This is a genomic window from Olivibacter sp. EAT-5 (assembly GCF_044784325.1).
GTDB lineage: Bacteria > Bacteroidota > Bacteroidia > Sphingobacteriales > Sphingobacteriaceae > Olivibacter > Olivibacter oleidegradans.
This window is the reverse complement of record NZ_CP173028.1, coordinates 6,175,295-6,198,125: the sequence shown is the minus strand read 5'-3', so window position 1 is coordinate 6,198,125 and position 22,831 is coordinate 6,175,295. Positions and strand designations below refer to the sequence as shown.

Annotated in this window: 18 protein-coding genes; 10 read left to right on the top strand and 8 right to left on the bottom strand. The window is 43.3% G+C overall.

From position 1 onward, the window contains the following. Nucleotides 1-103: 103 nt before the first annotated feature. Together ACH11B_RS26085 and ACH11B_RS26080 are read right to left on the bottom strand one after the other, a co-directional pair. Nucleotides 104-820, bottom strand: coding sequence for a LytR/AlgR family response regulator transcription factor (locus ACH11B_RS26085; protein ID WP_377611225.1), 717 nt, complete (start codon nucleotides 818-820; stop codon nucleotides 104-106). After that, nucleotides 817-1,893, bottom strand: a complete 1,077-nt coding sequence (locus ACH11B_RS26080) for a sensor histidine kinase (RefSeq protein ID WP_377611223.1) — start codon at nucleotides 1,891-1,893, stop codon at nucleotides 817-819. The genes ACH11B_RS26085 and ACH11B_RS26080 overlap by 4 nt, the downstream gene beginning before the upstream one ends. Nucleotides 1,894-2,195: 302 nt before the next feature. Here ACH11B_RS26080 and ACH11B_RS26075 point away from each other — a divergent pair, with 302 nt between their 5' ends. The 4 genes from ACH11B_RS26075 to ACH11B_RS26060 all read left to right on the top strand — a co-directional run bounded on the left by ACH11B_RS26075 (nucleotide 2,196) and on the right by ACH11B_RS26060 (nucleotide 7,111). Further along, nucleotides 2,196-2,420: a hypothetical protein gene (locus tag ACH11B_RS26075; protein ID WP_130856679.1), complete on the top strand. Its 225-nt coding sequence runs from the start codon at nucleotides 2,196-2,198 to the stop codon at nucleotides 2,418-2,420. 59 nt (nucleotides 2,421-2,479) lie between these two features. Further along, nucleotides 2,480-4,804, top strand: a complete 2,325-nt coding sequence (locus tag ACH11B_RS26070) for a carboxypeptidase-like regulatory domain-containing protein (protein ID WP_377611221.1) — start codon at nucleotides 2,480-2,482, stop codon at nucleotides 4,802-4,804. A 17-nt stretch (nucleotides 4,805-4,821) separates the two neighbouring features. Next, on the top strand, nucleotides 4,822-5,634 hold the full coding sequence (locus ACH11B_RS26065; protein ID WP_377611219.1) for a DUF4249 domain-containing protein: 813 nt from the start codon (nucleotides 4,822-4,824) through the stop codon (nucleotides 5,632-5,634). An 898-nt stretch (nucleotides 5,635-6,532) separates the two neighbouring features. Beyond that, a complete protein-coding gene (locus ACH11B_RS26060; RefSeq protein WP_377611217.1) occupies nucleotides 6,533-7,111 on the top strand; it encodes a GNAT family N-acetyltransferase in 579 nt (192 codons plus the stop codon). 28 nt (nucleotides 7,112-7,139) lie between these two features. On the opposite strand, the gene ACH11B_RS26055 is transcribed toward ACH11B_RS26060, so the two are convergent. The 5 genes from ACH11B_RS26055 to ACH11B_RS26035 all read right to left on the bottom strand — a co-directional run bounded on the left by ACH11B_RS26055 (nucleotide 7,140) and on the right by ACH11B_RS26035 (nucleotide 12,201). After that, nucleotides 7,140-8,228, bottom strand: coding sequence for a serine hydrolase domain-containing protein (locus tag ACH11B_RS26055; RefSeq protein ID WP_377611215.1), 1,089 nt, complete (start codon nucleotides 8,226-8,228; stop codon nucleotides 7,140-7,142). Between the two features lie 893 nt (nucleotides 8,229-9,121). Beyond that, nucleotides 9,122-9,349 (bottom strand): type II toxin-antitoxin system RelE/ParE family toxin, encoded by a 228-nt coding sequence (locus tag ACH11B_RS26050; protein WP_207303773.1) that lies wholly within the window; start codon nucleotides 9,347-9,349, stop codon nucleotides 9,122-9,124. After that, entirely contained in the window at nucleotides 9,343-9,558 is a 216-nt protein-coding gene (locus ACH11B_RS26045) for a hypothetical protein (protein ID WP_130856692.1), read from the bottom strand. The genes ACH11B_RS26050 and ACH11B_RS26045 overlap by 7 nt, the downstream gene beginning before the upstream one ends. Before the next feature lie 353 nt (nucleotides 9,559-9,911). Further along, on the bottom strand, nucleotides 9,912-10,760 hold the full coding sequence (locus ACH11B_RS26040) for a transporter (protein WP_377611212.1): 849 nt from the start codon (nucleotides 10,758-10,760) through the stop codon (nucleotides 9,912-9,914). Between the two features lie 148 nt (nucleotides 10,761-10,908). Then, the gene (locus ACH11B_RS26035) at nucleotides 10,909-12,201 is read right to left on the bottom strand and encodes a sensor histidine kinase (protein WP_377611210.1); all 1,293 of its coding nucleotides are present in this window, start codon (nucleotides 12,199-12,201) and stop codon (nucleotides 10,909-10,911) included. 215 nt (nucleotides 12,202-12,416) lie between these two features. Between ACH11B_RS26035 and ACH11B_RS26030 the strand changes: the two genes are divergently transcribed. The 6 genes from ACH11B_RS26030 to ACH11B_RS26005 all read left to right on the top strand — a co-directional run bounded on the left by ACH11B_RS26030 (nucleotide 12,417) and on the right by ACH11B_RS26005 (nucleotide 21,722). Further along, nucleotides 12,417-13,454, top strand: a complete 1,038-nt coding sequence (locus tag ACH11B_RS26030) for a LacI family DNA-binding transcriptional regulator (protein ID WP_130856695.1) — start codon at nucleotides 12,417-12,419, stop codon at nucleotides 13,452-13,454. A 142-nt stretch (nucleotides 13,455-13,596) separates the two neighbouring features. Continuing rightward, on the top strand, nucleotides 13,597-16,713 hold the full coding sequence (locus ACH11B_RS26025) for a SusC/RagA family TonB-linked outer membrane protein (protein ID WP_377611208.1): 3,117 nt from the start codon (nucleotides 13,597-13,599) through the stop codon (nucleotides 16,711-16,713). A 96-nt stretch (nucleotides 16,714-16,809) separates the two neighbouring features. Continuing rightward, the gene (locus ACH11B_RS26020) at nucleotides 16,810-18,291 is read left to right on the top strand and encodes a RagB/SusD family nutrient uptake outer membrane protein (protein ID WP_130856697.1); all 1,482 of its coding nucleotides are present in this window, start codon (nucleotides 16,810-16,812) and stop codon (nucleotides 18,289-18,291) included. Nucleotides 18,292-18,329: 38 nt separating this feature from the next. Continuing rightward, nucleotides 18,330-19,487 carry a glycoside hydrolase family 130 protein gene (locus tag ACH11B_RS26015; RefSeq protein ID WP_377611206.1) on the top strand — a complete coding sequence of 386 codons (1,158 nt, stop codon included), beginning with the start codon at nucleotides 18,330-18,332 and terminating at the stop codon, nucleotides 19,485-19,487. Nucleotides 19,488-19,524: 37 nt separating this feature from the next. Beyond that, nucleotides 19,525-20,388 carry an ROK family protein gene (locus ACH11B_RS26010; RefSeq protein WP_377611204.1) on the top strand — a complete coding sequence of 288 codons (864 nt, stop codon included), beginning with the start codon at nucleotides 19,525-19,527 and terminating at the stop codon, nucleotides 20,386-20,388. An 11-nt stretch (nucleotides 20,389-20,399) separates the two neighbouring features. Then, nucleotides 20,400-21,722 (top strand): sugar porter family MFS transporter, encoded by a 1,323-nt coding sequence (locus ACH11B_RS26005; RefSeq protein ID WP_149106061.1) that lies wholly within the window; start codon nucleotides 20,400-20,402, stop codon nucleotides 21,720-21,722. A gap of 175 nt (nucleotides 21,723-21,897) precedes the next feature. On the opposite strand, the gene ACH11B_RS26000 is transcribed toward ACH11B_RS26005, so the two are convergent. Next, the gene (locus ACH11B_RS26000) at nucleotides 21,898-22,824 is read right to left on the bottom strand and encodes an AraC family transcriptional regulator (protein WP_149106060.1); all 927 of its coding nucleotides are present in this window, start codon (nucleotides 22,822-22,824) and stop codon (nucleotides 21,898-21,900) included. Between the last annotated feature and the right edge of the window lie 7 nt (nucleotides 22,825-22,831).

The following is a 22,831-nucleotide window of genomic DNA, read 5'->3' as shown; positions in this document are numbered from 1 at the left end:
ATGCGCGTTCGTGGAAATAAGTGATGCCTGCCTGCCGGTAGGCAGGAATTTTTTGTTGCTGCCCTTTATAGCCGAAAGCTGACTGCTGATGGCTGACAGCTAATCACAAGCTATCGGGGAGATTTTTACCTAGATATATTTCAAAAAAAGCCCGCTTGAAAACTTCGCCGATCGGGATTTCGGCATTTTTTATATAAATAGTGTGCACATCAAACGAATCGATGCGCTTGAGGTTTACCAAGTAAGATTTACTCACTCTGACAAAACGACCGGGCTTTAGGTATCCGGAAATTGTCTTCAGGTTCATGGCGGTGACGATCTTGTTATTTTCTGTAAAGATCACGACATAATCTTTTAATCCCTGAACATACAAAATATCGTCGAAGAAAATTTTGTGGTAGCGCCGCTCGGCTTTTATAAGGATAAAATCACTTTCGATACTTTCTGTAATCCCTTGCTTGTCTAAAAGGCCGCGATAGAAAAACGCCTTTGCGATGGCCCGCTCTAATCGTTCTCTTTCAACCGGCTTTACGAGGTAATCGATCGCATCGGCTTCATAACTTTCTAAAGCATATTCGGAGTAGGCGGTAACAAAAATCACCAATATTTCCTTTGGAAGTGATGCGGCAAAATTTACCCCGTTTATTCCGGGCATCTCTACATCTAAAAAAATAAGATCGACGGGATTGTTGCTGATAAAATCATGGGCTTTTCTTGCACTGTTGAAACTGCCTAATATGACGATATCCGGAATTCCTTGCAGGTGCAATAGTATCCCTTCCCTGGCCAATGGCTCATCGTCGACGATAATACAATTCATATCGGTATACTTAAGATTACTTTATATAAATCGTCCCCATTGTCGATGTCAAGTTTGTAGCTCTTTCCATATAATAAATCTAATCGACGAATAATGTTGGCAAGTCCCAGCCCACCCGTTCGTATAAAAAAAGGTTCATTCGGTTTTGTATTGACACAGGTAAAGATCAACCTTTTTCCGATGTTTTTAAAACATAATGAAATGCTCGAAGGCGCTTCGGTATCTGCACTGTGCTTCACGGCGTTTTCTACAAAAGTAAGAAAAAGACCGGGGGGTATTGAAGTGTCCAATAAATCGGTAGGTTGTTCGTTGGTAATTTCAAAGCTAAATTCGTCACGCCTAATTTTTTCCAGTGCTAAGAAATCCCGTAAAAATTCAATTTCTGACTGTAACGATACGGTCTGTCCACGAGTTTCATAGAGTTGATAGCGCAAAAACTGAGATAGCTTCTTGATAACGGTTGAGGCTTTTTGCGGATCTTTTGAAATCAGTACATTGACGTTGTTGAGCATGTTAAACAGAAAATGTGGATTAATCTGGTTCTTTAGTTCACGAAGCTCAATCTGCAAGGTGTTTTTTTCCAGATCATTAATCCGTGTGGAGTCTTTTTTCCACCGCTGCAATAGCTTAATTGAGGTGGAGGCTATTACGGCTATGCCCAATATGTTCAAATTATCTATGATGGTAGCAAGTGGGCCGTAATTCTCCTGATCGTTTGTCAATCGATAGGTTTTGAAAAAGTAGTCGAAGATACCGTTTGACAGCACCTGCATGATCGATATCATGATCAGGATCATCATCAGGATTGTAAATAAGTAAACGAAATAACGGTCTTTGAACAATAGCTTGGGAACAAGAATATACATGTTCATATACACCATCGGTATAAATAGCAGTAATTTTGTAGCACCATAAAATAGGTCGTAATTTCCTGCATACCTCTTTGTTCCATTGAAATTCGGAATTTCAGTTAAGATGATGTAAATCCAGATCAGTAAATGCCGATAAATCCGATACTTGTCTTCGACAAGAAAATCTACAAACCAGTGTTGTCGGGAGGAATTGTCTTTCATTTACAATATTAGTGAGCACACCCAATTATGCTATACCAAAGTAAGGTAAAAGATTGTTGTCGTAAACTGATTTTTATACAAACCTACCTTTTTTTTATATAAACCTACCAATTTCACCGTATTAGGGGATGCTTCTGACCGGCCTTTCGGGCATCATATACAAATAAGACCGATAGCCGGATTTGGTATAAAAAACCACCCCCCTTTGTATAAAAAAACAGCCGGACATTATACCTCCATATACATTTGTCCCACACTAATTCCGAGCAACAGCAGGGATTTTTCAAATAAAAAAAGAGATTATGGATCAGGTGCTAATTTTTAAAACAGACGTTGATTGTATGGACGATGTAAATCGGCTAGCCGCTCTTTTAGAATCAACCGGTAAGGTTAGGCAATGGAGTTTTGATCTTACGGATTGCGACAGAGTCTTGCGGCTTGTCTCAACCGATCTGCATCCCCGAACAATTGAAAAATTATTACGAGCAGAGGGGATCTGCTGCGAAAACATGGCTTATGAATTATAACGAATAACTACCCTCGGCTAATAGCAACGTATCACATTCACCGACATCAATTATATTTAATGAGTAGATCACTGTTTTTAATTATCCTGCTACTTCCAGGCTTAAGTAGCTATGCGCAAAAGAAATTCACGATCCATGGAACGATCAAAGATGCCAGCACAGGAGAGACCCTTATCGGGGCGTCCATAAGGGTGCAGGGCTTTAGTGCTTTAGGTACTACCACCAATAGCTATGGCTTTTATTCGCTCTCCCCCGTGGAAGGAGAACACACCCTGTTGTTTAGTTATATAGGCTATGAAACGGTTGTTGAAAAGGTTTCATTGCATGGCAATCAAACGTTGAACGTATCGCTTACACCGAGGGGTACATTAGAGGAAGTGGTTATCCGGGCAGATCGTTCAGATCATGATCAAATCCGATCGCCACAGATGGGGGTAGAGAAACTCAATATGGCACAGATCAATATGGTGCCCGTAGTAATGGGTGAGCGGGATATTTTAAAGACAGTCACGCTTATGCCCGGCATTAAATCGGGAGGAGAAGGGAACACGGGGTTCTACGTTCGGGGTGGTGCTGCCGACCAGAACCTTATTCTTCTGGATGAAGCGCCTGTCTATAATGCATCTCATTTACTGGGCTTTTTCTCTACCTTTAATTCGGACGCCATCAAAGACGTGAGTATTTATAAAGGTGGGATGCCCGCTGAATACGGAGGGCGCTTATCATCTGTGCTTGATGTAAAGATGAATGAGGGCAATAATAAAAGATTTACCGTTGAGGGTGGCCTGGGATTGATTGCTTCTCGTTTAAAGGTGGAAGGGCCGATTGTGAAAAATAAAGGATCTTTTATGATAAGCGGCCGCAGAACATATGTGGACCTATTTCTGAAGGCTTCCTCGGATTCTACGGTTAATAGCAGTACCTTATATTTTTATGATCTGAACGCCAAAGCCAATTATCATTTTGACGACAAGAACGCGCTCTATTTATCGGGGTATTTCGGTAAGGACGTATTGGGCGTGCAGGATATCTTCGGGACGGATTGGGGCAACAGCACGGCTACTATACGGTTTAATCACTTGTTCAGTAGTAAGCTGTTTTCTAATACTTCCCTGATTTACAGTAATTATCGGTACGCCGTTCAACAGTTTCAAAATGAGGAGGATGTTAAGATTACCTCGCGTATACGGGATTTTAATCTGAAACAGGATTTTCAGTACACACTAAATAGTAATCATGCCATCAAATTTGGCGCAAATGTGGTGCATCACAAAATATCGCCGGGCGATATCCGCGCTAGCGCTAATTCCAGTTTTAATGATCTCCATGTAGAAGATCGATACGGTTATGAGGCTGCAGTTTACGCGAGCGACGAGTGGAAGCCAACGGATAAGCTTACATTGCTTTATGGGCTACGCTTGAATGGGATGTTTGTGATGGGCCCCGGAACGTTTAAAACATACAATCCGGATGGGACGGTCTCAACAACTACAGCAGTTGGCTCAGGCGATCTGGTGAAATCCTACCTTATGCTGGAGCCACGGTTTTCTGCTAGTTATCTGTTGAACGATCGGACTTCGGTTAAGTTGTCCTATAATCGCAATACGCAAAATATACACTTGCTCAGCAACTCTACCAGTAGTACGCCTACTGATCTGTACGTGATGAGTAGTAATAATATTAAGCCGGAAATTGCCGATCAGCTATCAACCGGATATTTCCGGAATTTCAGCGATAATAATTACGAATTCTCTGCTGAAGTTTATTATAAATGGATGCAAAACCAGATTGACTATAAAGACGGTGCTGAACTGATGGTTAATCAGGATGCTGAATCACAGTTAACCTATGGTATGGGAAGGGCTTACGGCATGGAGTTATTTGTGAAAAAGAGACACGGCCGACTCAATGGCTGGATCGGTTATACCTTATCACGCACGGAAAGAAAGTTTGATGCAATAAACCAAGGTAATTATTACCCTGCACGGCAGGATAGAACGCATGATCTTTCAATCGTGGGAATTTACAAATTAAATGATCGTTGGACTATCTCCGGTACGTTTATATACGGAACGGGCAATGCGGTTACTTATCCTACCGGCAAGTATAGCCTCGGCGATCGAACCAGGTTTTCTTATTCGGAACGCAATGGGTATCGCCTACCGGCTACGCACCGGCTGGATATAGGGGCTACCCTAGAAGGAAAAGAGCATAAGCGCTATCACTCGAGCTGGACTTTTAGTATTTACAACGTATATGGCTACCACAATCCTTATGCAATTACTTTTCGGGATAGCAAGACCAATCCAAATACTACTGAGGCGGTACGGACGAGTCTGTTTCCCATACCGATACCTTCTGTAACCTGGAACTTTAAATTTTAACATTTATACAAGCACGGATGAAAAATTCAATAAACTGCATCATTTATCTCCTTATCGTTTCTTTTCTATGCTCCTGCGAAAGGGTGATTGAACTCGAGCTACGAGATGATATAGGACGCCTGGTGATAGAGGCAAACTTTCATGATCAACAGGGCGCGCAAACTGTTCGGCTTAGCACCAACGTTCGTTTCTCGGAACCAAATACCTATCCCCCTGTGACGGGCGCGCAAGTTACTGTGGAAGACGACGCGGGTAACACTTATATATTTAAGGAGGGCCCCGCCGGTATATATACAACCGATACGGTGGCTGGTGTTTATGGAAGAACTTATTCGTTGAAGGTGCTTACGGGAGATACAACGTTTAGTGCCCGGTCAAAAATGCCTTCCCCGGTAAAATTGGATTCGATAACCGCCCGAAAGGATGAATTCGGAGATAATGAAAATGCGCGGATAATCAGTGTCCATTATCAGGATCCTGCGGGCGTTTCTAATCAATACCGGTTTGTCTTGTACTTGAACGGCGTACTTGTTAAACGCGATTTTGTGAATGACGATCGGTTTAGCGACGGACGTTCTGTTGAATTGGATCTACCTTTAGGCGATGATGACAATGATTTAGAAGTACTTCCGGGCGACCGTGTTGAGGTGGAGATGCAATGTATCGATAAGCCAATTTACACCTATTGGTATTCATTGGCCTCGCAGCAGGGAAGCGATGGCCCGGGTGGAAGCGTAACCCCGGCAGACCCACCTACGAATATCACACCCACATCATTGGGATATTTTAGTGCACATACCACGGAAAGAAAAAGTATAACGGTGAAATAGTATTGATGGAGTTTGTTGGTTATTGGTTGTTAGTTATTGGTTGTTAGTTATTAGTTATTGGTTATTGGTTATTCGTTGTTAGTTATTAGTTATTCGTTATTGGTTATTCGTTGTGAGATTAGTTAATGAGCCGATTAGCCGATGTGATGATGAGCCAATTAGCCGATGAGCCAATTAGTTAATTGGTCAATTAGTCAATGGCGTTGAACCGTTGGATAGGGAAGTAGTTAAGTTGTTGAGTAGTTAAGTTGTTGAGTAGTTAAGTTGTTGAGAAGTTAAATAGTTGAGTAGGGAAGTGGTTGAGTTGTTGAGTTGCCTGTTGTGTGAAGGGGTAAATTTTTTAGCGAAAATTATGCAGCCTTGATCCTTTTGTTTCTTTTCCCATCAAGGGGAAAAGAAAATGAAAATTTTAATTAAAAAAAATAACAATGAAAATTAGAAGAAAAGCCGATACAAATGATGAGCGATGCCTGCCTGCCGGTAGGCAGGAATTTTTTGTTGCCGCCCTTTATAGCGGAAAGCTGACTGCTGATGGCTGAAAGCTGGAAATAGCCAATGAGCCAATGTGATGATGAGCATTTTATAAGTGATGAGTTATGAGTGTTGAATGATGAGTCTTTTTGTTGTCCCTTATAGCGGAAAGCTGACTACTGATGGCTGAAAGCTGGAAATAGCCAATGAGCTAATGTGATGATGAGCTAATGTCATGATGGGGCTGGTGATACCTAAAGCCTACAGCTTATAGCATACGGCCTTAAAAGCTTACACCTATTGATCGCTGACATCCGATAGCTAAACCATAGCAAGGGATAACAATAAAAACCTCAAAAGAAACAAACCGGGGAGAACGGTGTTTATTATTGGATAGACCAACGAGCTTGGAAATAAGAAATGGCCTATGGAGATCAAGATTGCTCAAATATCGGACGAAGCAGGTGCCTTCGCTGCATTGACTTTAGCTTTCAGCGCTGATCCGATGGCGCGCTGGTCTTTACCGGACCCCGCAAAATATTTAGCCGTATTTCCCGCCTTAGCCAAGGCCTTTGGCGGAAACTCATTTACTGAGGGGACAGCCTACCTGGCTAATGGCTTTGCCGGTGCTGCTTTGTGGCTGCGACCCGGTGCCCGATCTGATGAGGAAGCTTTAATGAAGCTGTTCGATGAAAATGTGGAAGGGGAGGTGAAAAAAGATATGCCGGGGATTTTTGAACAGATGGAGAAATTTCATCCAACCGAGCCGCACTGGTATTTGCCGATGATAGGTGTAGACCCGGCCTTTCAAGGGGCGGGAGTGGGCTCCGCATTGATGGCGGAGGCGCTCAAGACCGTCGACAGGGATGGATTGATCGCCTATCTTGAATCTTCGAACCCGAAGAATATACCACTATATGAGCAACATGGTTTTGAAGTTATTGGCGAAATCCAATCAGGCAATTCACCGGTTTTACGGCCCATGTTGCGTAGCGCGCGACGGTAATGTATAATAACCGGTTAATGTGTTCTGGCTAATGAATTAAGGTCTTTATAATCTCGTTTTGAAAGGTGTTGAGGCTGGTGGTATACATATTGGTAAGGAGTATAATCGTAATTTTCTCCTGTGGGATATACAGCAGCCGTGTTGTTGTTCCCCAAATGGAACCTTGCCGCTCATTCATAACAACTTCGCGATTATTGATCTGTAATTTTCGGATCCATAAACCGAAACCATAGGATTCTAAATAGGGTGTCAGCATCATCTTTAAACTGGAATTAGCAAGTAATCCACCGTTATATAACGCTTCTGAAAACAATAGAAGGTCTTCGGCGGTGGAGTACATCGCTCCGGCTGAATAGAAGTTTTCGATATAATAAAATGGATCGTTTTTTAGTTCTTTGGAGCTCTCATCTATGCTATAAACAGCGGCTAGATTTTCTGTTACTTGCTGATAGGAGCACATCCCCGAATGATGCATCTTCAAGGGCTGCAATAGTTGGGTTCTCAATACTTCTTCATAAGGCCTACCATAAATTGCCTCAATAATTTTGCCTAAGATCACATAATCTGCATTATTGTAACTATAATGTTTGCCGGGTTCATTTTCCATTTTGCCACTACAATATCGCTGTAAAATTTCGTCGGTGGTGTACTTCTTCAAAAACATGGAAGGTACTTCATTCGGGTTTTCGCCGGCCTCGCTGTTTTCTATACCGGAGGTGGCGGTTAAAAGGTGAAAAATGCTTGCCTTATCGCCGGCTGCTCCGGTGTAATTGGGTAAATACGTTTTTATCGTAGCATGTAGGTCCAATTTACCTGTTTCGTATAATTGCATAATCAGAACAGCTGTGAACAGCTTGGTAATGGAAGCAATCTTATACTTCGTATCCGGTTGATTGGGTACGTCAAATTGGAAATTGGCCGTTCCAAAACTCTTCAGGTATGTTTTGTTTGCCTGTTTTACTAAAATGGTTCCATTGTAATGGTTCGCTTTTGCATATTTATCGATAAACTTTTCGGTATGCTTCCACTGGCCTAATGAGTCAGTTGTCAGAAGCAGGAAATAAGCAATCCATATAAAAGTTCTCACTGTATTAAAAATAGATAGCGTGTTTAACATAATTTGTGTTGTTTGCTAAACGCACACGAATTAAATGCCATAATTATAATTAGTTGTTTTTGAGTGTCTTGATTGTGTTTTTGCTCCTTTTCATTGCACGTTTTCGAACAGCAAATGTTCGCTTTTGGTCTTCGTTATTTTGAGTTGTTGACTAGCCGGTTAGCCAATTAGCCAATTAGCCGATTAGTTAATTGGTCAATTAGTCAATGGCGTTGAACCGTTGGATAGGGAAGTGGTTGAGTTGTTGAGTAGTTAAGTTGTTGAGAAGTTAAATAGTTGAGTAGGGAAGCGGTTGAGTTGTTGAGTTGCCTGTTGTGTGTTGCGCGTGATGAAATCACACGGGGCTCTCGCGTGTAGGACAAAACGGCCTCATAAGATGAGCGTTAAGAAAAATTTGCATAGTGAGGAAAAGAAACAGTGTGAAGAAGTGAGGGACGAACGGCTCCGCGCTGTTGTGTGAAGGGGCAAATTTTTTAGCGAAAATTATGCAGCCTTGATCCTTTTGTTTCTTTTCCCATCAAGGGGAAAAGAAAATGAAAATTTTAATTAAAAAAAATAACCATAAAATTAATAGAAGAAAAGCCGACACAAATGATGAGCGATGCCTGCCTGCCGGTAGGCAGGAATTTTTTTGTTGCCGCCCCTTATAGCGGAAAGCTGACTGCTGATGGCTGAAAGCTGAAATAATTAGCCAATTTGATGATGAGCCATGTGATGCACAAGCCTTACACCCTAAAGCTTATAGCTTACGGCCTTACCAGTAGCTATATTCGTTAGTGCCTACAGGTTAGAGCCTATCGCTTACTGCTTTATAAGTAGCGGTGAAAGTGCTTAATACAACTTTGGATTTCTTTTTGTATGTCTTAACCTTATGATTCTAATTTCGTCAGGCATTACCCGGTATGAAACGCGTAAATGATACTTTTCGAAGGCTCTCCAAGATCCATCATTATCGGTTTTGTACTTATCGAGAGGAAACTTTTTGGATGTAATGGCAGTGCTAGCGTCAGATCGATAATCGTATCCCTGACTTTTTCAGCATTCTGCAATGAATCTAAAGAAATTTTTTTAAAAACCTTCTTTAGTTCTTCCTGGGCTTGTTTGCTCCAAATAACTACCATTTGGCTGCTTGATCTTTTAGATCTTTCGCAGAAATAAATTCACCACGTTCTATTTCATTATTTCCATTTTCAAGGTCTTCATTATATTCTGCTAAAGTCTGAGCTCCTTCGCTTGTTTGAAATCTTATACCCATTAATTTTAGAGTGCTTAAAAGCCATTCTCTTTTGGAAGCATCCTTAATTTTATCTATATCTATTATCAGTTCCATTTGTGTAATCCCTCTAAAACAAAAATACACTTTCCTGATCGTTTTTTCAAGCGTATAAAAATTTGCTCAGCATGAGAAGGGCTAGTGCGACTGAAAGCCGACGCAAATAAGTTATGCCTGCCTGCCGGTAGGCAGGAGTTATGAGTGTTGAGTGATGAATTTTTTTGTTACCCCCGTTATAGCCGAAAGCTGACTGCTGATGGCTGAAAGCTGAAATAATTAGCCAATTTGATAATGGCTGGTGCTGCCTAAAGCCTAGAGCTTATAGCATAAACCTTATTAGCGGTAACACCAAGTAAAGCCGAAAGCTGATATCCGAAAGCTGAAAAACTAACCCCTAAGGGCCATCCAAATCATATCTCGACAAGCAGTCCAAAGAAGTACGTTTTGCTTGCCTGAGTCTGTAGGCCATAATACAATCCACCGTCAACCATGATTTTTTTCGATATTTCATATTGTAGGGCCATATCAATAAAATTACGCCATTCATGCCCTTTGAAATCATAGGTATAATAGGTTTCCAAAAATCCTTTGAGATTTTTGAACACCTTATGACTGATAACGGCTGATTGTAAAAACTCCGTATGCATACCATTGCCAACGTCATCCTTCAAGCGATCGCCTTCTACCTGTAGACCGAGTTTCCACTCACCGGGCAGCTTTAATTCTAACGGGATAATAATTCCCCCTTCATATTCTTTATTGTCTGAATAGTTGTTTGTGGGTAGTTTAACATAGGCCATGCATCCGAAAGCGACATTTCCGTGATCGTTCCCATAGAGATTTTGCTTTAACCGCAAGATCACATCACCAAAGCCACTCTTCGACTGGACGTTTCCTGAAGAGATGGAGCGACTGCGTTGACGGCCATAACTTTGTACCTTGATCTGAAAATCCATCGTATTCGTTAAGCCAAATCTCAAATTTGCCTGGTGCAAAAGATAAGTGGATTGAATGGCTTCATCGGTTCGCTGACGTTCATAGTTGAACAGATCCGCTTCGTACATGAAGTGTCCTGCATCTATGGTATAAGGCGATTCGGTTTCATCTGGACGGTCTGCCCCGATTTCGTCTCTTAAGAGCGATTCGGGTGTCGGATTGAAAATAGAAAATTGGTTTTTGAGCTTAGCGGTGTCTTGCTGAGCCGAAGCGCTGATTACAAAAAATATTGCCGGTAATAGTATGATGAAGCGTTTTTTCACAAGGAAATGCATAAGTTTCTTCCTAAAACACTTAAGTTGACTAAAGGTTTTACAGATATTGGTACGGCATAGCTGATTCTTTCCCCCGAATTTTTTGCGGGCCTTTTCAATCTGTTTGGATATACCGAAAGATGAAGACGCTTATCGACTAGGACAGGGGAAGTCGTACTACAAAGGTGGTTCCGCCCAATGCGTTTGCATTACAATGAATGGAGCCTCCTAACGCCTCGGTATATTGTTTGCACATCATCAGGCCCAAACCACTATTGATTCGATACGTGTCTGCAGAATTTTCAAAGGATTTGGATATCTTTTCAGCGACCGATTGACTCTCTCCCGATCCGCTATCGGCGACAGAGATAAGGGCGGTTTTACCTTCTTTACGCGTTTTTAGATGGATTTCTCCGCCTTCTTTAGTGAATTTTATGGCGTTATCAATTAAGTTTCGGATGATAAGCTGTGTGATCGCTTCGTTGCTTATAATATGCAATGGAGAACTACTATTTAGCACAAGCTTTATTCGCTTGTGCTGGGCGAGATGTGTGTATAGTTCTGAACTATGTCGTAAACTTTTGGTGAGATCAACGGTAGATAGCTGCATTTGATCTACATGGTAGTAATCTTTAGACCAATGCAATACACTGTTCAGTAGCTGCTGTGTGCGATTTGTTAAATCGAGAAGATGTTGTTCGATTATTTCTTTCTCTTCTGTTGTCAAACTCTCATAAAAAAGACGATCAAGGTAGGATTGTATGCCCGAGATCGGTGAGCGTAAATCGTGTGAAAGAATTGATATCAAGCGAATTTTTTCATCGTTGAGTAAGCCGAGAAGCTTGGATTGTTTTTCTACAGTTTTGCGTTCAACTGTGTAATGAAAAACGAAGGTTATTACACCGGCCGCAACCAATAACGACACAACGAGATAAGTAATAAGATTGTCTAAAAAATAAATAGAGCGGCTCGTATAGGTGCTTTTTATACTATCGGGAAAATTAAATTCGATTATTAGCAAGAGAATTATTAAGGTATTATGAAGAATAGTCCAGAAAATGTATTGATGCTTAGGCGATATCATCATGGTTGCCAGATAAACACCTAATAAAAGAAAGAGGGTGGGGCCGGCGACACCTGCATTGTAGAAATAATTGATGGCCAATAGCAGATTAAGGCAGACGGCTATGATCACAAAAGTCTGTAAGTATCGATTCTTGATGGTTGATTGATAATAGGCCGCGCCAAGAAGTACTGCGGCGACGAGTGAAATTAACGCAGGATAGTAGAGGCCGGATAAACTGTTAAATATAAGTGTGCCCAATACCAGAACAAAGCCGATGAAAGTAAAGGCGTTAAATAGACGATGTTGTAAAGTAAATTGCTTTGGGTTACCAACGATCTTAGAGAAAAGATGTTGAAAATTCAAGGCGGTGAAGGTATGTATCATCTGTTGATCGTATTGGAGAAGGTGTTGCAACAAATGTAGATAAATATGTACTGAAATACAATGAATATGAAAATAGTAGCACAAACCTTATGCCTTAAAACCTACAGCCTATTGCTCACTGCCTCCAGCTAAAAATGACTGTGTCGCTTGTAAATATCTCCAAAAATTGAGACATTCGCTCAAGCCTTTCTCAATTAGGGCGTATATAATGCGATATGGCGGAGAAGAAACCCTCGATTAATGACATAGCAAAACATCTTAAAGTTGCCAAATCTACGGTATCTTTTATCATCAATGGGAAAGCGGAAGCTCATAGGATAAGTAAAGAACAGGAGCAGCGGGTGCTTAACTATGTCAAAGAAATCGGTTTTAAACCCAATTATATGGCGCAAAGCCTCGCAACAGGTAGATCGAACAGCATAGGCCTGATTGTGGAAAATATTGGGGACTCTTTCTTTGGGCCGATTGCGCTAATGATTGAGAAGCAGGCGAAAAAAAGTGGTTACCGGATCATTTATAGTAGTACGCTGGGCGATACCCAAGCCGCACTTTCGGTGTTGGATTTGTTTCGTGATACGAAGGTAGATGGTTTTATCGTTGCACCTCCTTTACATATAGAAGAACAGATCAAGACAATCATAGACGATGGTGTACCGGTGGTAATTTTCGATCGGATGCTGGAAGGAGTGGAAACGGATTACGTGGGGACGAATAACCGGGAAATGGTGGTGGAGGCCTGTGAGCATCTCCTGAAGCAGGGCTTCCAACATATTGCTTTTGTTTCGCTGGCCTCTTCTCAAAGCCAGATGAAAGAAAGACTGGATGGCTACCTTAGCTGTGTCGGCACTTGCGGCCAATCGCCTATCGTACTGGAAATGGATTATAATGACGAAGGAGACAGTCGGAAAAAAGAGATTATTAAATTTCTTCAATCACATCCACAGATAGATGCGATTGTTTTTGCAACGAATTATTTATGTATCAGTGGGTTGGAGGCTATCCGTGAACTGGGCTTGAAGATACCGGAACAAATTGGTATTGTTGTATTCGATGAACACGACCTCTTTCGGCTGTTTACACCTTCCATTACTTCGATTGTACAACCCCTGGAGCAGTTAAGCGCTGCTATTTTTGACAACTTATTGAAGCGGATCAACGGCAAATCTTCCACGCATGGACCGAACGTACAAGTAATCCCCTCGAAATTGATTATTCGCGAATCGAGCATTAAACCAAAAAAACTTCGAAAATAACCTTGCTAAACTGGTTTTTTTAATTTAGTTTTGAAACGTCTTTCGGACTAACCTTTTTTTTAGCCAATCAGAAAAACCGGTTTTCCTAGACTTTACGATTTATTGCTAATAAATTATGAATTAACACCTAACTAATTGTATCATGAACAGTAAAAACTTATGGGTTAAACTATGCCTGGCTGCGCTTCCGTGTGTACTGCACCCGGCGCTTTCAACGGCCGCTGAGGGGAAGGGCGAGCTTGTTAGCGCAATCGGACAGCAGCAGCGCATTAGTGGAAAAGTGCTGGATGCTGCCGGTCAACCACTGCCAGGGGCAACCGTCCGCATAAAGGGCGGAACGGCCGTAACATCTACCGATGTGAACGGACAATTCACCTTGCCGGCTGAAAATGGACAGCAAATCTCCGTGTCCTTTACGGGTTACTTATCCACCGAAATAACGGTTACCGGCAACGGCAATTTGGTGATTACCTTAAAGGAGGATGCTGCTGCCCTGGATGAGGTAGTGGTGGTAGGTTATTCTTCTCAGCGGAGATCTTCGGTTACCGGAGCTGTAGCTTCAGTTAATATGACGGACGTTGAGTCGAGACGGGTGCCTAATGTGGCGCAGTCGCTACAGGGCCAGGTGGCCGGTGTGCAAATTACGCAAAGCAGTGGTGCCCCGGGGGACGGCATCAATGTGAGAATCCGTGGCGAAGGTACCATTGGCAATAATAACCCGCTTTATGTGGTAGATGGTGTACCGTCTAGGGATATAACTTTTCTGAATCCTTCTGATATTGAGTCGATGTCTGTACTAAAAGACGCTTCGGCTGCCGCAATCTATGGTTCGCGGGCGTCAGCGGGTGTGGTGGTGATTACCACTAAACAGGGCAAGATCGGGCAAAGTTCTATTAATATAAATTACTTTGGCGGGCTGCAACAGGCTACGAATCTGCCTAAGTTGCTGAACACGCAGCAATACCTGAATGTGCTTGAAAAAGCATGGAACAATTCGGGGATTACGGGCACGAACCCCTATACAGCGGATAAATCGCGTACCGATCTGGCCAATACGGATTGGTTGGACGAGCTGTTTGAAACGGGTAAGACGAATAGTGTCGAGCTATCGGCCAGCGGAGGAACGGAAAAAACGCAGTACTTGATTTCGGGCGGTTATTATCGGCAGAATGGTATTGTCATTTTCGATAACGATAAATACGAGCGGATTAACTTTAGGGTAAATGTTAACAGTGCATTGTCAGACCGATTCAAAATTGGTACGAACATGCAGATGACCTATTCGAAGCGGGATCAGATATCGGCAAAAGGTGATGCGCCGGGCATTATAAGGCACGCTTTATTAAGACCTCCGCTATTGAGCGTGTATAAAGATCCATCTGATCCAACCTGGTCTGCCGCTGATCCCTTTACCGATTTGCCGTTTTACAGAAATAACCAAGTGAATACGGGCTATGAGAGCAATAAATATGAATATACCCGCAACCCGGTAGCGGCAGCTTATTTTACCGATAATGTGTTCTCACGGATCAAGACCTTCGGCAACGTGTTTGGCGAGTATGCGTTGCTTGCGGATAAATCATTAAAGTTCCGAACAAATGTGGGGATCGACCTCAATGTAAACCATACCAAAGCCTTTTTTGAAAATTATGGTGACGATGATGGGAGCGCGGGCCCTAATGACCTTGGTAAGGGACGGATTAATCGGCCAGAGGGTTTAAATGAAGATCGTGGAACTGATTTCACCTTGACCTGGAATAATGTGCTTTCTTATGATAAAACATTTGGATCGCATCATATCAGCGCGCTGGCGGGAACGGAATATATTAAGAATAATGGAGCTTCAATCAATGGGTCTCGTCGGCGTTACGATTATACCTTACCAACTTTCCGCTACCTGGATTATGGTAGTACCTTGCTCGATGTATGGAACGGCGGATCGGGATCAGAATATGCGCTGTTCAGTATCTTCGGATCGGCAAGTTATGAGTATGAGGGTAAATATATGGTGACAGCGAATCTGCGGGCGGACGAATCTTCGCGTTTCGGTGAAAACCATCGGTGGGGTTATTTTCCGTCGGTTTCTGCTGGATGGACGGTCAGCAAAGAACAGTTTATGCAAAACGTGAAGTGGATTAGCGATCTTCGTCTGCGCGCGAGTACCGGTACGCTGGGAAATCAGGAGATTGATAATTATGCGTATCTGACCTTGATGAAACGGGTGGGTGAGAACTACCTGATTGATCGTTACGGAAATCCCGATCTGAAATGGGAAACCACTGTACAGCATAATATCGGTTTGGATGCGTCGTTCTTTGGAGATCATGTTTCTTTCTCGGCCGACTATTTTATAAAGGATACACGCGACATCCTCTTGCCAATTTCGCTTCCCAGTTTGGTGGGGAACGTGCAACCTACCATCGTTAATGCAGGACAGGTAAAGAACAAAGGGTTTGAGTTTTCACTGGGATACCGGAATAGTACGGCCGGTGGTTTCCGCTATGGATTGAACGCAAACCTCGCAACCCTATCGAATGAAGTGGTGAAGTTACATCCGAATGTACCTTATATCAGTGGTACGGCAACGCGTACGCAGGTAGGTAATCCTTTGAATGCCTATTTCGGCTATGTGGTGGAGGGAATTTATCAAAACCAGGCGGAAGTGAACAGTCATTTGTCCGGTGTTTCGAATCCGACGCAAAAACCAGGCGATATCCGTTTTAAAAATCTAAACGGTGATGGCATGATCAATGATCAGGATCGTGATTTTATGGGAAACCCTATTCCTAAATTAACCTACGGACTTAACCTTACTGCTGCGTACAAGGGCTTTGACCTGGCCGTGCTGATACAAGGTGTGCAGGGTGTTGATCGCTATAACGACGGTAGAAAGATACTGGATTTTGATACGCGACCGTTCAACTACACGACAGATGTGCTTGGCGCCTGGGATGGTGAAGGAAGTAGTAACACCATTCCGAGGGTGACTTTCAATGACAACGGCAGCAGCCGGGTTTCGAGCATCATCCTGGAGGATGCATCGTATGCACGATTGAAAAACGTAGAGCTTGGTTATTCTTTTGGATCGCTGATCAGCGATACAAAGGTGCTGAAAAATATGCGCGTGTATGTTTCGGGGCAAAACCTGTTGACCTGGACAGATTATAAGGGGCTGGATCCGGAATCGACCGATCTGATCGATATGGGAACATACCCATCTTCCAGAACCTTTTTGTTCGGTATCAATGTAACTTTTTAACCTTAAATACAAGTAACTGAAAGCCTGTCTTGGTGGTTCCTAACATAACAAATAGTGTGTGATGCGCAACTTTCGTTACTTCAAAAAATAATAGCAATGAAAACATATATTTATAGCAGTTTGCTGGGCTTGGGCTTAATGCTCGCGGCCTGTAATATGGAAAAAGACCCGATCGGTCTGCTTACGCCGGATCAGATCAGCGACAGTCCGTCGGAGGCAACGTTGACCTCGGCCGTCAATAGTACGTACGAACCGCTCCGTAATACAACGGGCTTTCTGGGTGATGGTAGTTGGACGCGCGGGCTGTTTATTCGTCCTGATTTTGTGATGGAGGATATTGCCGGAGGTGATATGAATAAAAAATGGGTGTCTGACGGTGATCAGGCCTGGATGGATGAGGTGGGGCGCTTTTCGTTCACGGCGGATAACCCCGCGTTTAATGGCCTCTGGACTTATGCTTTTGAGGGCGTGTCGAGAGCTAATCTGGCAATCGATAAACTGGGTAATCCGGAAACGGTGCAGCAGGCCGGTGTTTCGCAGGATCTGGCGAGACGTATGTTGGGAGAGGTGCTTTTCCTTCGTGCTTATTATTATTTCGAGCTGGTGACCAATTTCGGAGATGTGCCGCTTTTGACAAAACCGCTGACCGACTTCGACGAAGCTTATGAAGTGGCGGTACGGGTACCGAAAGAACAGATCTGGCAACAGATAAATGCGGATCTACAACAGGCAGCGCAATTGATTCCGGATACGAGACGCGCTGCTGAAAATGAGCCTTGGCGTGTTTCGTGGGGTGCCGTATTGGCTCTTGAGGCCAAGGTAGCTTTATTCAACGAACAATGGCAAGAAGTGTTGACTAAGATCGATAGGTTGCAGCAGAAGGGGTATTTCAACCTGAATAGCAATTATTTCGATAGCTTTAGCAATAGTAAAAAGTTTAACGACCGGGAAGTGATTTTTGCGTATAACCACACGCAAGGGACTTTGCCAAAAAATGGTAATGGCATTGGTTCGCTCTTGGGTTGGGGTTTTCTTGCGCCTACGGATGACTTTGTCGCCTCGTTTGAACCGAACGACCCGCGTTTGGATTATACGGTTAATGTAGCGGATCGCTTAGTGTATAAATTAATGGGGGAACTGAATGCTGCTAATCGCGGAAATGGCGACTCGCCAACCAACAAAATTCTGATACGTTGGGCAGATGTTCTTCTCTGGAAGGCGGAAGCCTATCTGGAAACAGGCGATTATCAGCAGGCTATTCGTCTGATAAATGAGGTACGTGCCCGTGCTCGGAACACCTCTACGGTTACGGGCGGAACAGCACCAAGTGGAACACTACCGGACCGCAATTTACAGGTGACAGATCCGGCCATAATCAAAGCTTGGCTTATGCAGGAAAGGAGAGCGGAGTTAGGTTTTGAACATCATCGCTTTAGCGACTTGAGACGATGGGGAGTGGCCGAACAAGTGCTGAAGGCTATGGGTAAGAATTTTAATCCCAATCATTATCTGTATCCGGTGCCGCAGCGGGAGATCGATTTGTCGGGTGGTACGATTACGCAGAACAGTGGATATTAACTTTTCAACGAAAATGATTTATTAATTAAAGTACGAATATGAAGAAGCGATTTTTGCCAGTGATAATGGCAATGGGAATATGCGTTGCCGGAGTTCTTACTTCACAGGCGCAGCATAAAACAAATAAACTACCTGATTGGGCCTTCGGCGGTTTTGTCCGCCCGGCTGGTGTAAACCCGGTTATTTCTCCGCGCGAAAATACCACGTTTCTTGACCCGATGAGTAGGAAGGATGTTGCTTGGGAATCTAATGATACGTTTAACCCGGCAGCGGCCGTAAAGGATGGTGAAGTTGTTGTCCTGTACCGTGCCGAAGATAAGTTCGGTGTGAAAATAGGCCATCGTACCTCGCGTCTGGGGTATGCAGTTAGTAAAGATGGTCTTTCTTTTACGAGAAAGGATAAGCCCGTTTTTTATCCGGCGAATGATGGACAGAAAGATTTCGAATGGCCGGGGGGAACGGAAGATCCGCGAGTGGCTGTTACGGAGGATGGTACTTACGTGATGTTTTATACCCAATGGAACAGAAAAATCGCGCGATTGGGCGTGGCTACTTCGAAGGATTTAGTGCATTGGGAAAAGCATGGGCAAATTTTTGCGAAAGCGAAAAACGCGGCGCTGATTGTGGATAAATTCCATAAATCAGCCTCCATTGTGACAACGGTGAAAAATGATAAGCAGGTAATTACCAAAGTGAATGGCAAGTACTGGATGTATTGGGGCGAAAATGGAGTTTTCGGAGCGACATCGGATAATTTGATAGACTGGGAACCTGTTGTGGATGGGAACGGGGCCCTGAAGGCGTTCATTTCGCCGAGAGCAGGGTACTTCGATAGCGATTTAACGGAATGTGGCCCGCCTGCGGTGTTAACAGAAAAGGGTATTTTGCTATTATACAATGGAAAAAATAATCCGGAACGTGGGGATAAGCGTTTTAACCGGGGAACTTACAGTGCAGGCCAGGTGCTTTTTGATCGGAATGATCCGACAAAGGTCATCGGCCGATTGGATGTGCCGTTCTTGAGGCCAATGGAACCGTTTGAGAAGAGTGGGCAATATAGAGATGGAACGGTGTTTATTGAAGGGTTGGTTTATTTCGGGAAAAAATGGTATCTGTATTACGGTTGCGCGGATTCAAAAGTAGGGGTTGCCGTTTATGATCCGGCCAATCCGGCACAGCCCGACCCGTTGCCTTGATATACGTTTAAAAGGTGAAAAATTATTTTAATTCTATATGCAAACAACTGTCCTTAGTGCAGACGTAGGAGGCTCGCATATTACTGCGGCCGTCATTCATCCGGTAACGCAATCGATAGTCGATGATACATTAATCCGCAAAAAAATTGATGCGCATGCTCCGGCCTCCACTATTCTGGAGGCCTGGACTTGTGCCTTGATTGAGGCGCAAGAGGCCTCTGGCAAGCAATGTACAGACCTAGCGGTGTCTATGCCCGGTCCTTTCGACTACGAAAACGGAATCTCATTGATCAAAGGCATGAATAAATATGAGGCGCTGTATGGCTTTAACGTGAAAGAGGTCTTTGCTAAACGAGTGAAACTACCGCCCAGTCGCGTCCGCTTTTTGAATGATGCGGAAGCTTTTCTCCGTGGCGAGATCATAGGCAGTAACTTGGCGGAGAAAAGCCAGGTTCTGGGGTTGACAATGGGAACTGGCCTGGGAACCGCATTTTTCAACTCAGGAGTAGTAAAAGATCTGAATCTCGGTTCCTCCCGCTTTCTGGATGGGATAGCGGAAGATTATATATCAACCCGTGGCTTATTAACTTATTATCGCTCTTTAGGCGGTGCCGGAATTGATGATGTCAAATCATTGGCTGAAGTGATTTCCGGAGATCGTAAGGCAAAAGAGACAATGGCCCAATTGGCCCATTGGTTGGCCGATTTCCTTTTAATTCATTTGACAGCACTAAAGCCCGATGCGGTGATTATAGGCGGGAATATCAGTAAAGCTTACCACTTATTTCTGCCGGAGGTTGTTGAAAGGCTTGCTGCACAAAAAATTCTTGTTCCGATAAAAGTAGCGATGATGGGAGAGCAGGCTGCTCTTCTCGGCGCTGCTTCATTGATTAATAGTTAAACATAGCATAAATGAACGCTATTTCCAAATATGGCTTTGCCATTCGATGCTCACTCATTGCATCTTTAGGAGGTTTTCTTTTTGGTTTTGAAACAGCCGTTATTTCCGGCGCGGAAAAAAACATACAGCAACTCTGGACACTTAATTCGTTTTGGCAGGGATTCACCGTATCTGCCAGTTTGATTGGAACGGTTATAGGCGCGATGGTGGCCAGTATACCGGCGCAGCAATTTGGACGTAAAAAAGTATTGATCGTGGTTGCCCTTGCTTATTTATGTTCAGCCGTGGGATGTGCTTTATCGTACACCTGGTTATTGTTCATCTTATTCCGATTCATCGGTGGGCTGGCCGTTGGTGTATCTTCCGTTGTTGGGCCTATTTATATTTCGGAAATTGCTCCTGCTGAGCGCCGGGGTCGGTTGACAGCCTCTTTTCAGTTTATGATTGTGCTGGGAATATTTATTGCCTATCTGACAAATTTTCTTTTTGTGGGACTGGGCGATGAAGCTTGGCGCTGGATGTTGGGTATTATGGTGGTGCCTTCGGTACTCTTTTTTTGCCTTCTGCAGCTTGTTCCGGAGAGCCCACGGTGGTTGGCTATCAATAGTTATAACGATAAGGCGCATGCTGTCTTTCGTAAATTGGGAGAGGAGGAAGCTATGAACAGCGTATTACAGGCTGATCAAGTGGGTAAAGGAGCGCACGACCGTTTATTTCAAAAGAAATATCTGAAGCCCATTTTGTATGCTGTTATATTGGCGATGTTTAACCAGTTAAGTGGTATCAATGCCATTCTCTATTATGCTCCTCGCATTTTTGAATTGGCGGGTTTTGATCAAAAGTTGGCTTATCTGCAGCCGGTATTTATAGGAGGCGCTAATTTATTGTTTACCTGCCTGGCGATGTTCTTCATCGATAAGTTTGGTCGAAAACGACTGCTGTTGATCGGTAGTTTAGGAATGTTTGTGTTTTTGGGCTTGGTTGCCCATGCTTTTAGTCAGGGTATCGCAGCCGCTTCTTCGGTGCTAATTTATTTGATCGGTTTTATTGCATTCTTTGCCTTTTCGCAAGGCGCGGTAATCTGGGTTTTTATCTCGGAGATATTCCCGAATAGCGTTCGCTCTCAGGGTAGCTCGCTCGGTAGTTTCACCCATTGGATCATGGCTGCCGTCATTTCTTGGCTCTTTCCGATTATCGCCGAAGGTAGTCCTAATGGCGGTTATTATTCTTTTATCTTTTACAGTCTGATGATGGCTGTTTCTTTTTTCTTCATTTGGAGATTTATGCCGGAAACTAAAGGGAAATCACTGGAGGAAATTCAAGAAGCCTTGTAGTTCCGTATTGGTTGTTGGTTATTCGTTATTGGTTGTTGGTTATTGGTTATTCGTTATTGGTTGTTCGTTATTGGTTGTTCGTGTAGCGGAGTGATGCGGGATTATTGAAGCGACAGAAGCAGTGGCAGGAGCACCAGCTAAAGCTGAAAACCGACGGCTGAAAGCTGACGGCAGTTTAATTAAACGATTGCCTAAACTCGATTGGTGATAGATCGGTCTTGGATTTGAACAGTTTACTGAACGATTGTGAATGTTCGAAACCCAAGGCGTAAGCTATTTCGGAAACTGATAAATTGGTGGTCGAAAGTTTTTCTTTGGCCTTGTCGATCAGTTTGTTGTGAATATGCTGTTGGGTGCTTTGCCCGGTGAGAACTTTGAGTAAGGTACTTAAATATTTTTGCGAGATGTGCAGCTGATCGGCAACGTACTGAACGGAGGGTAGACCTCTTGAAATCAAATCTTCTTGATCGAAATAATGATTTAAAAGCTCTTCCAGACGATGCAACACCTGATGGTTGGATTTTTCTCTGGTGAGGAACTGACGATGATAAAACCGTTCGGAATAACTCAATAAAGTTTCAATTTGCGAAATAATGATCTGTTTGCTGAACTTGTCGATATTGGCATGGTATTCCTGACGGATATTCTCGATGATGGCATTCAACGTTGCCTCTTCTTTTTCTGATAGGAATAGCGCCTCGTTTATCGCATAATCAAAATATTCATACTGTTTAATGGCTTTTGCTAAGGGTGTATTCCAGAAAAAATCGGGGTGAACTAGCAACATCCAACCGGAGCGAATTTGGTTTTGCGTAGCATGGGGTTCGTGTTCGATTTTAAAAACTTGATTTGGTGCAATAAATCCCAAAACGCCTTCATCAAAATCGTATGCCTGCTGTCCGTATTTCATTTTGAAATCGATGCCTCTTTTTAGCGATACTTGATAAAAATCAAATATCCAACTTTTGCCACGGATATCGGCTGAACGTGGAATGGTACCAAAATCAATGACGCTGATGAGCGGATGTTCGGGTTGTGCTAAACCGCGTGATTTATGAAATTCGCTGATGGTTTTTAACCGGATGGGTGACTGGTTTTCCATGATCGAG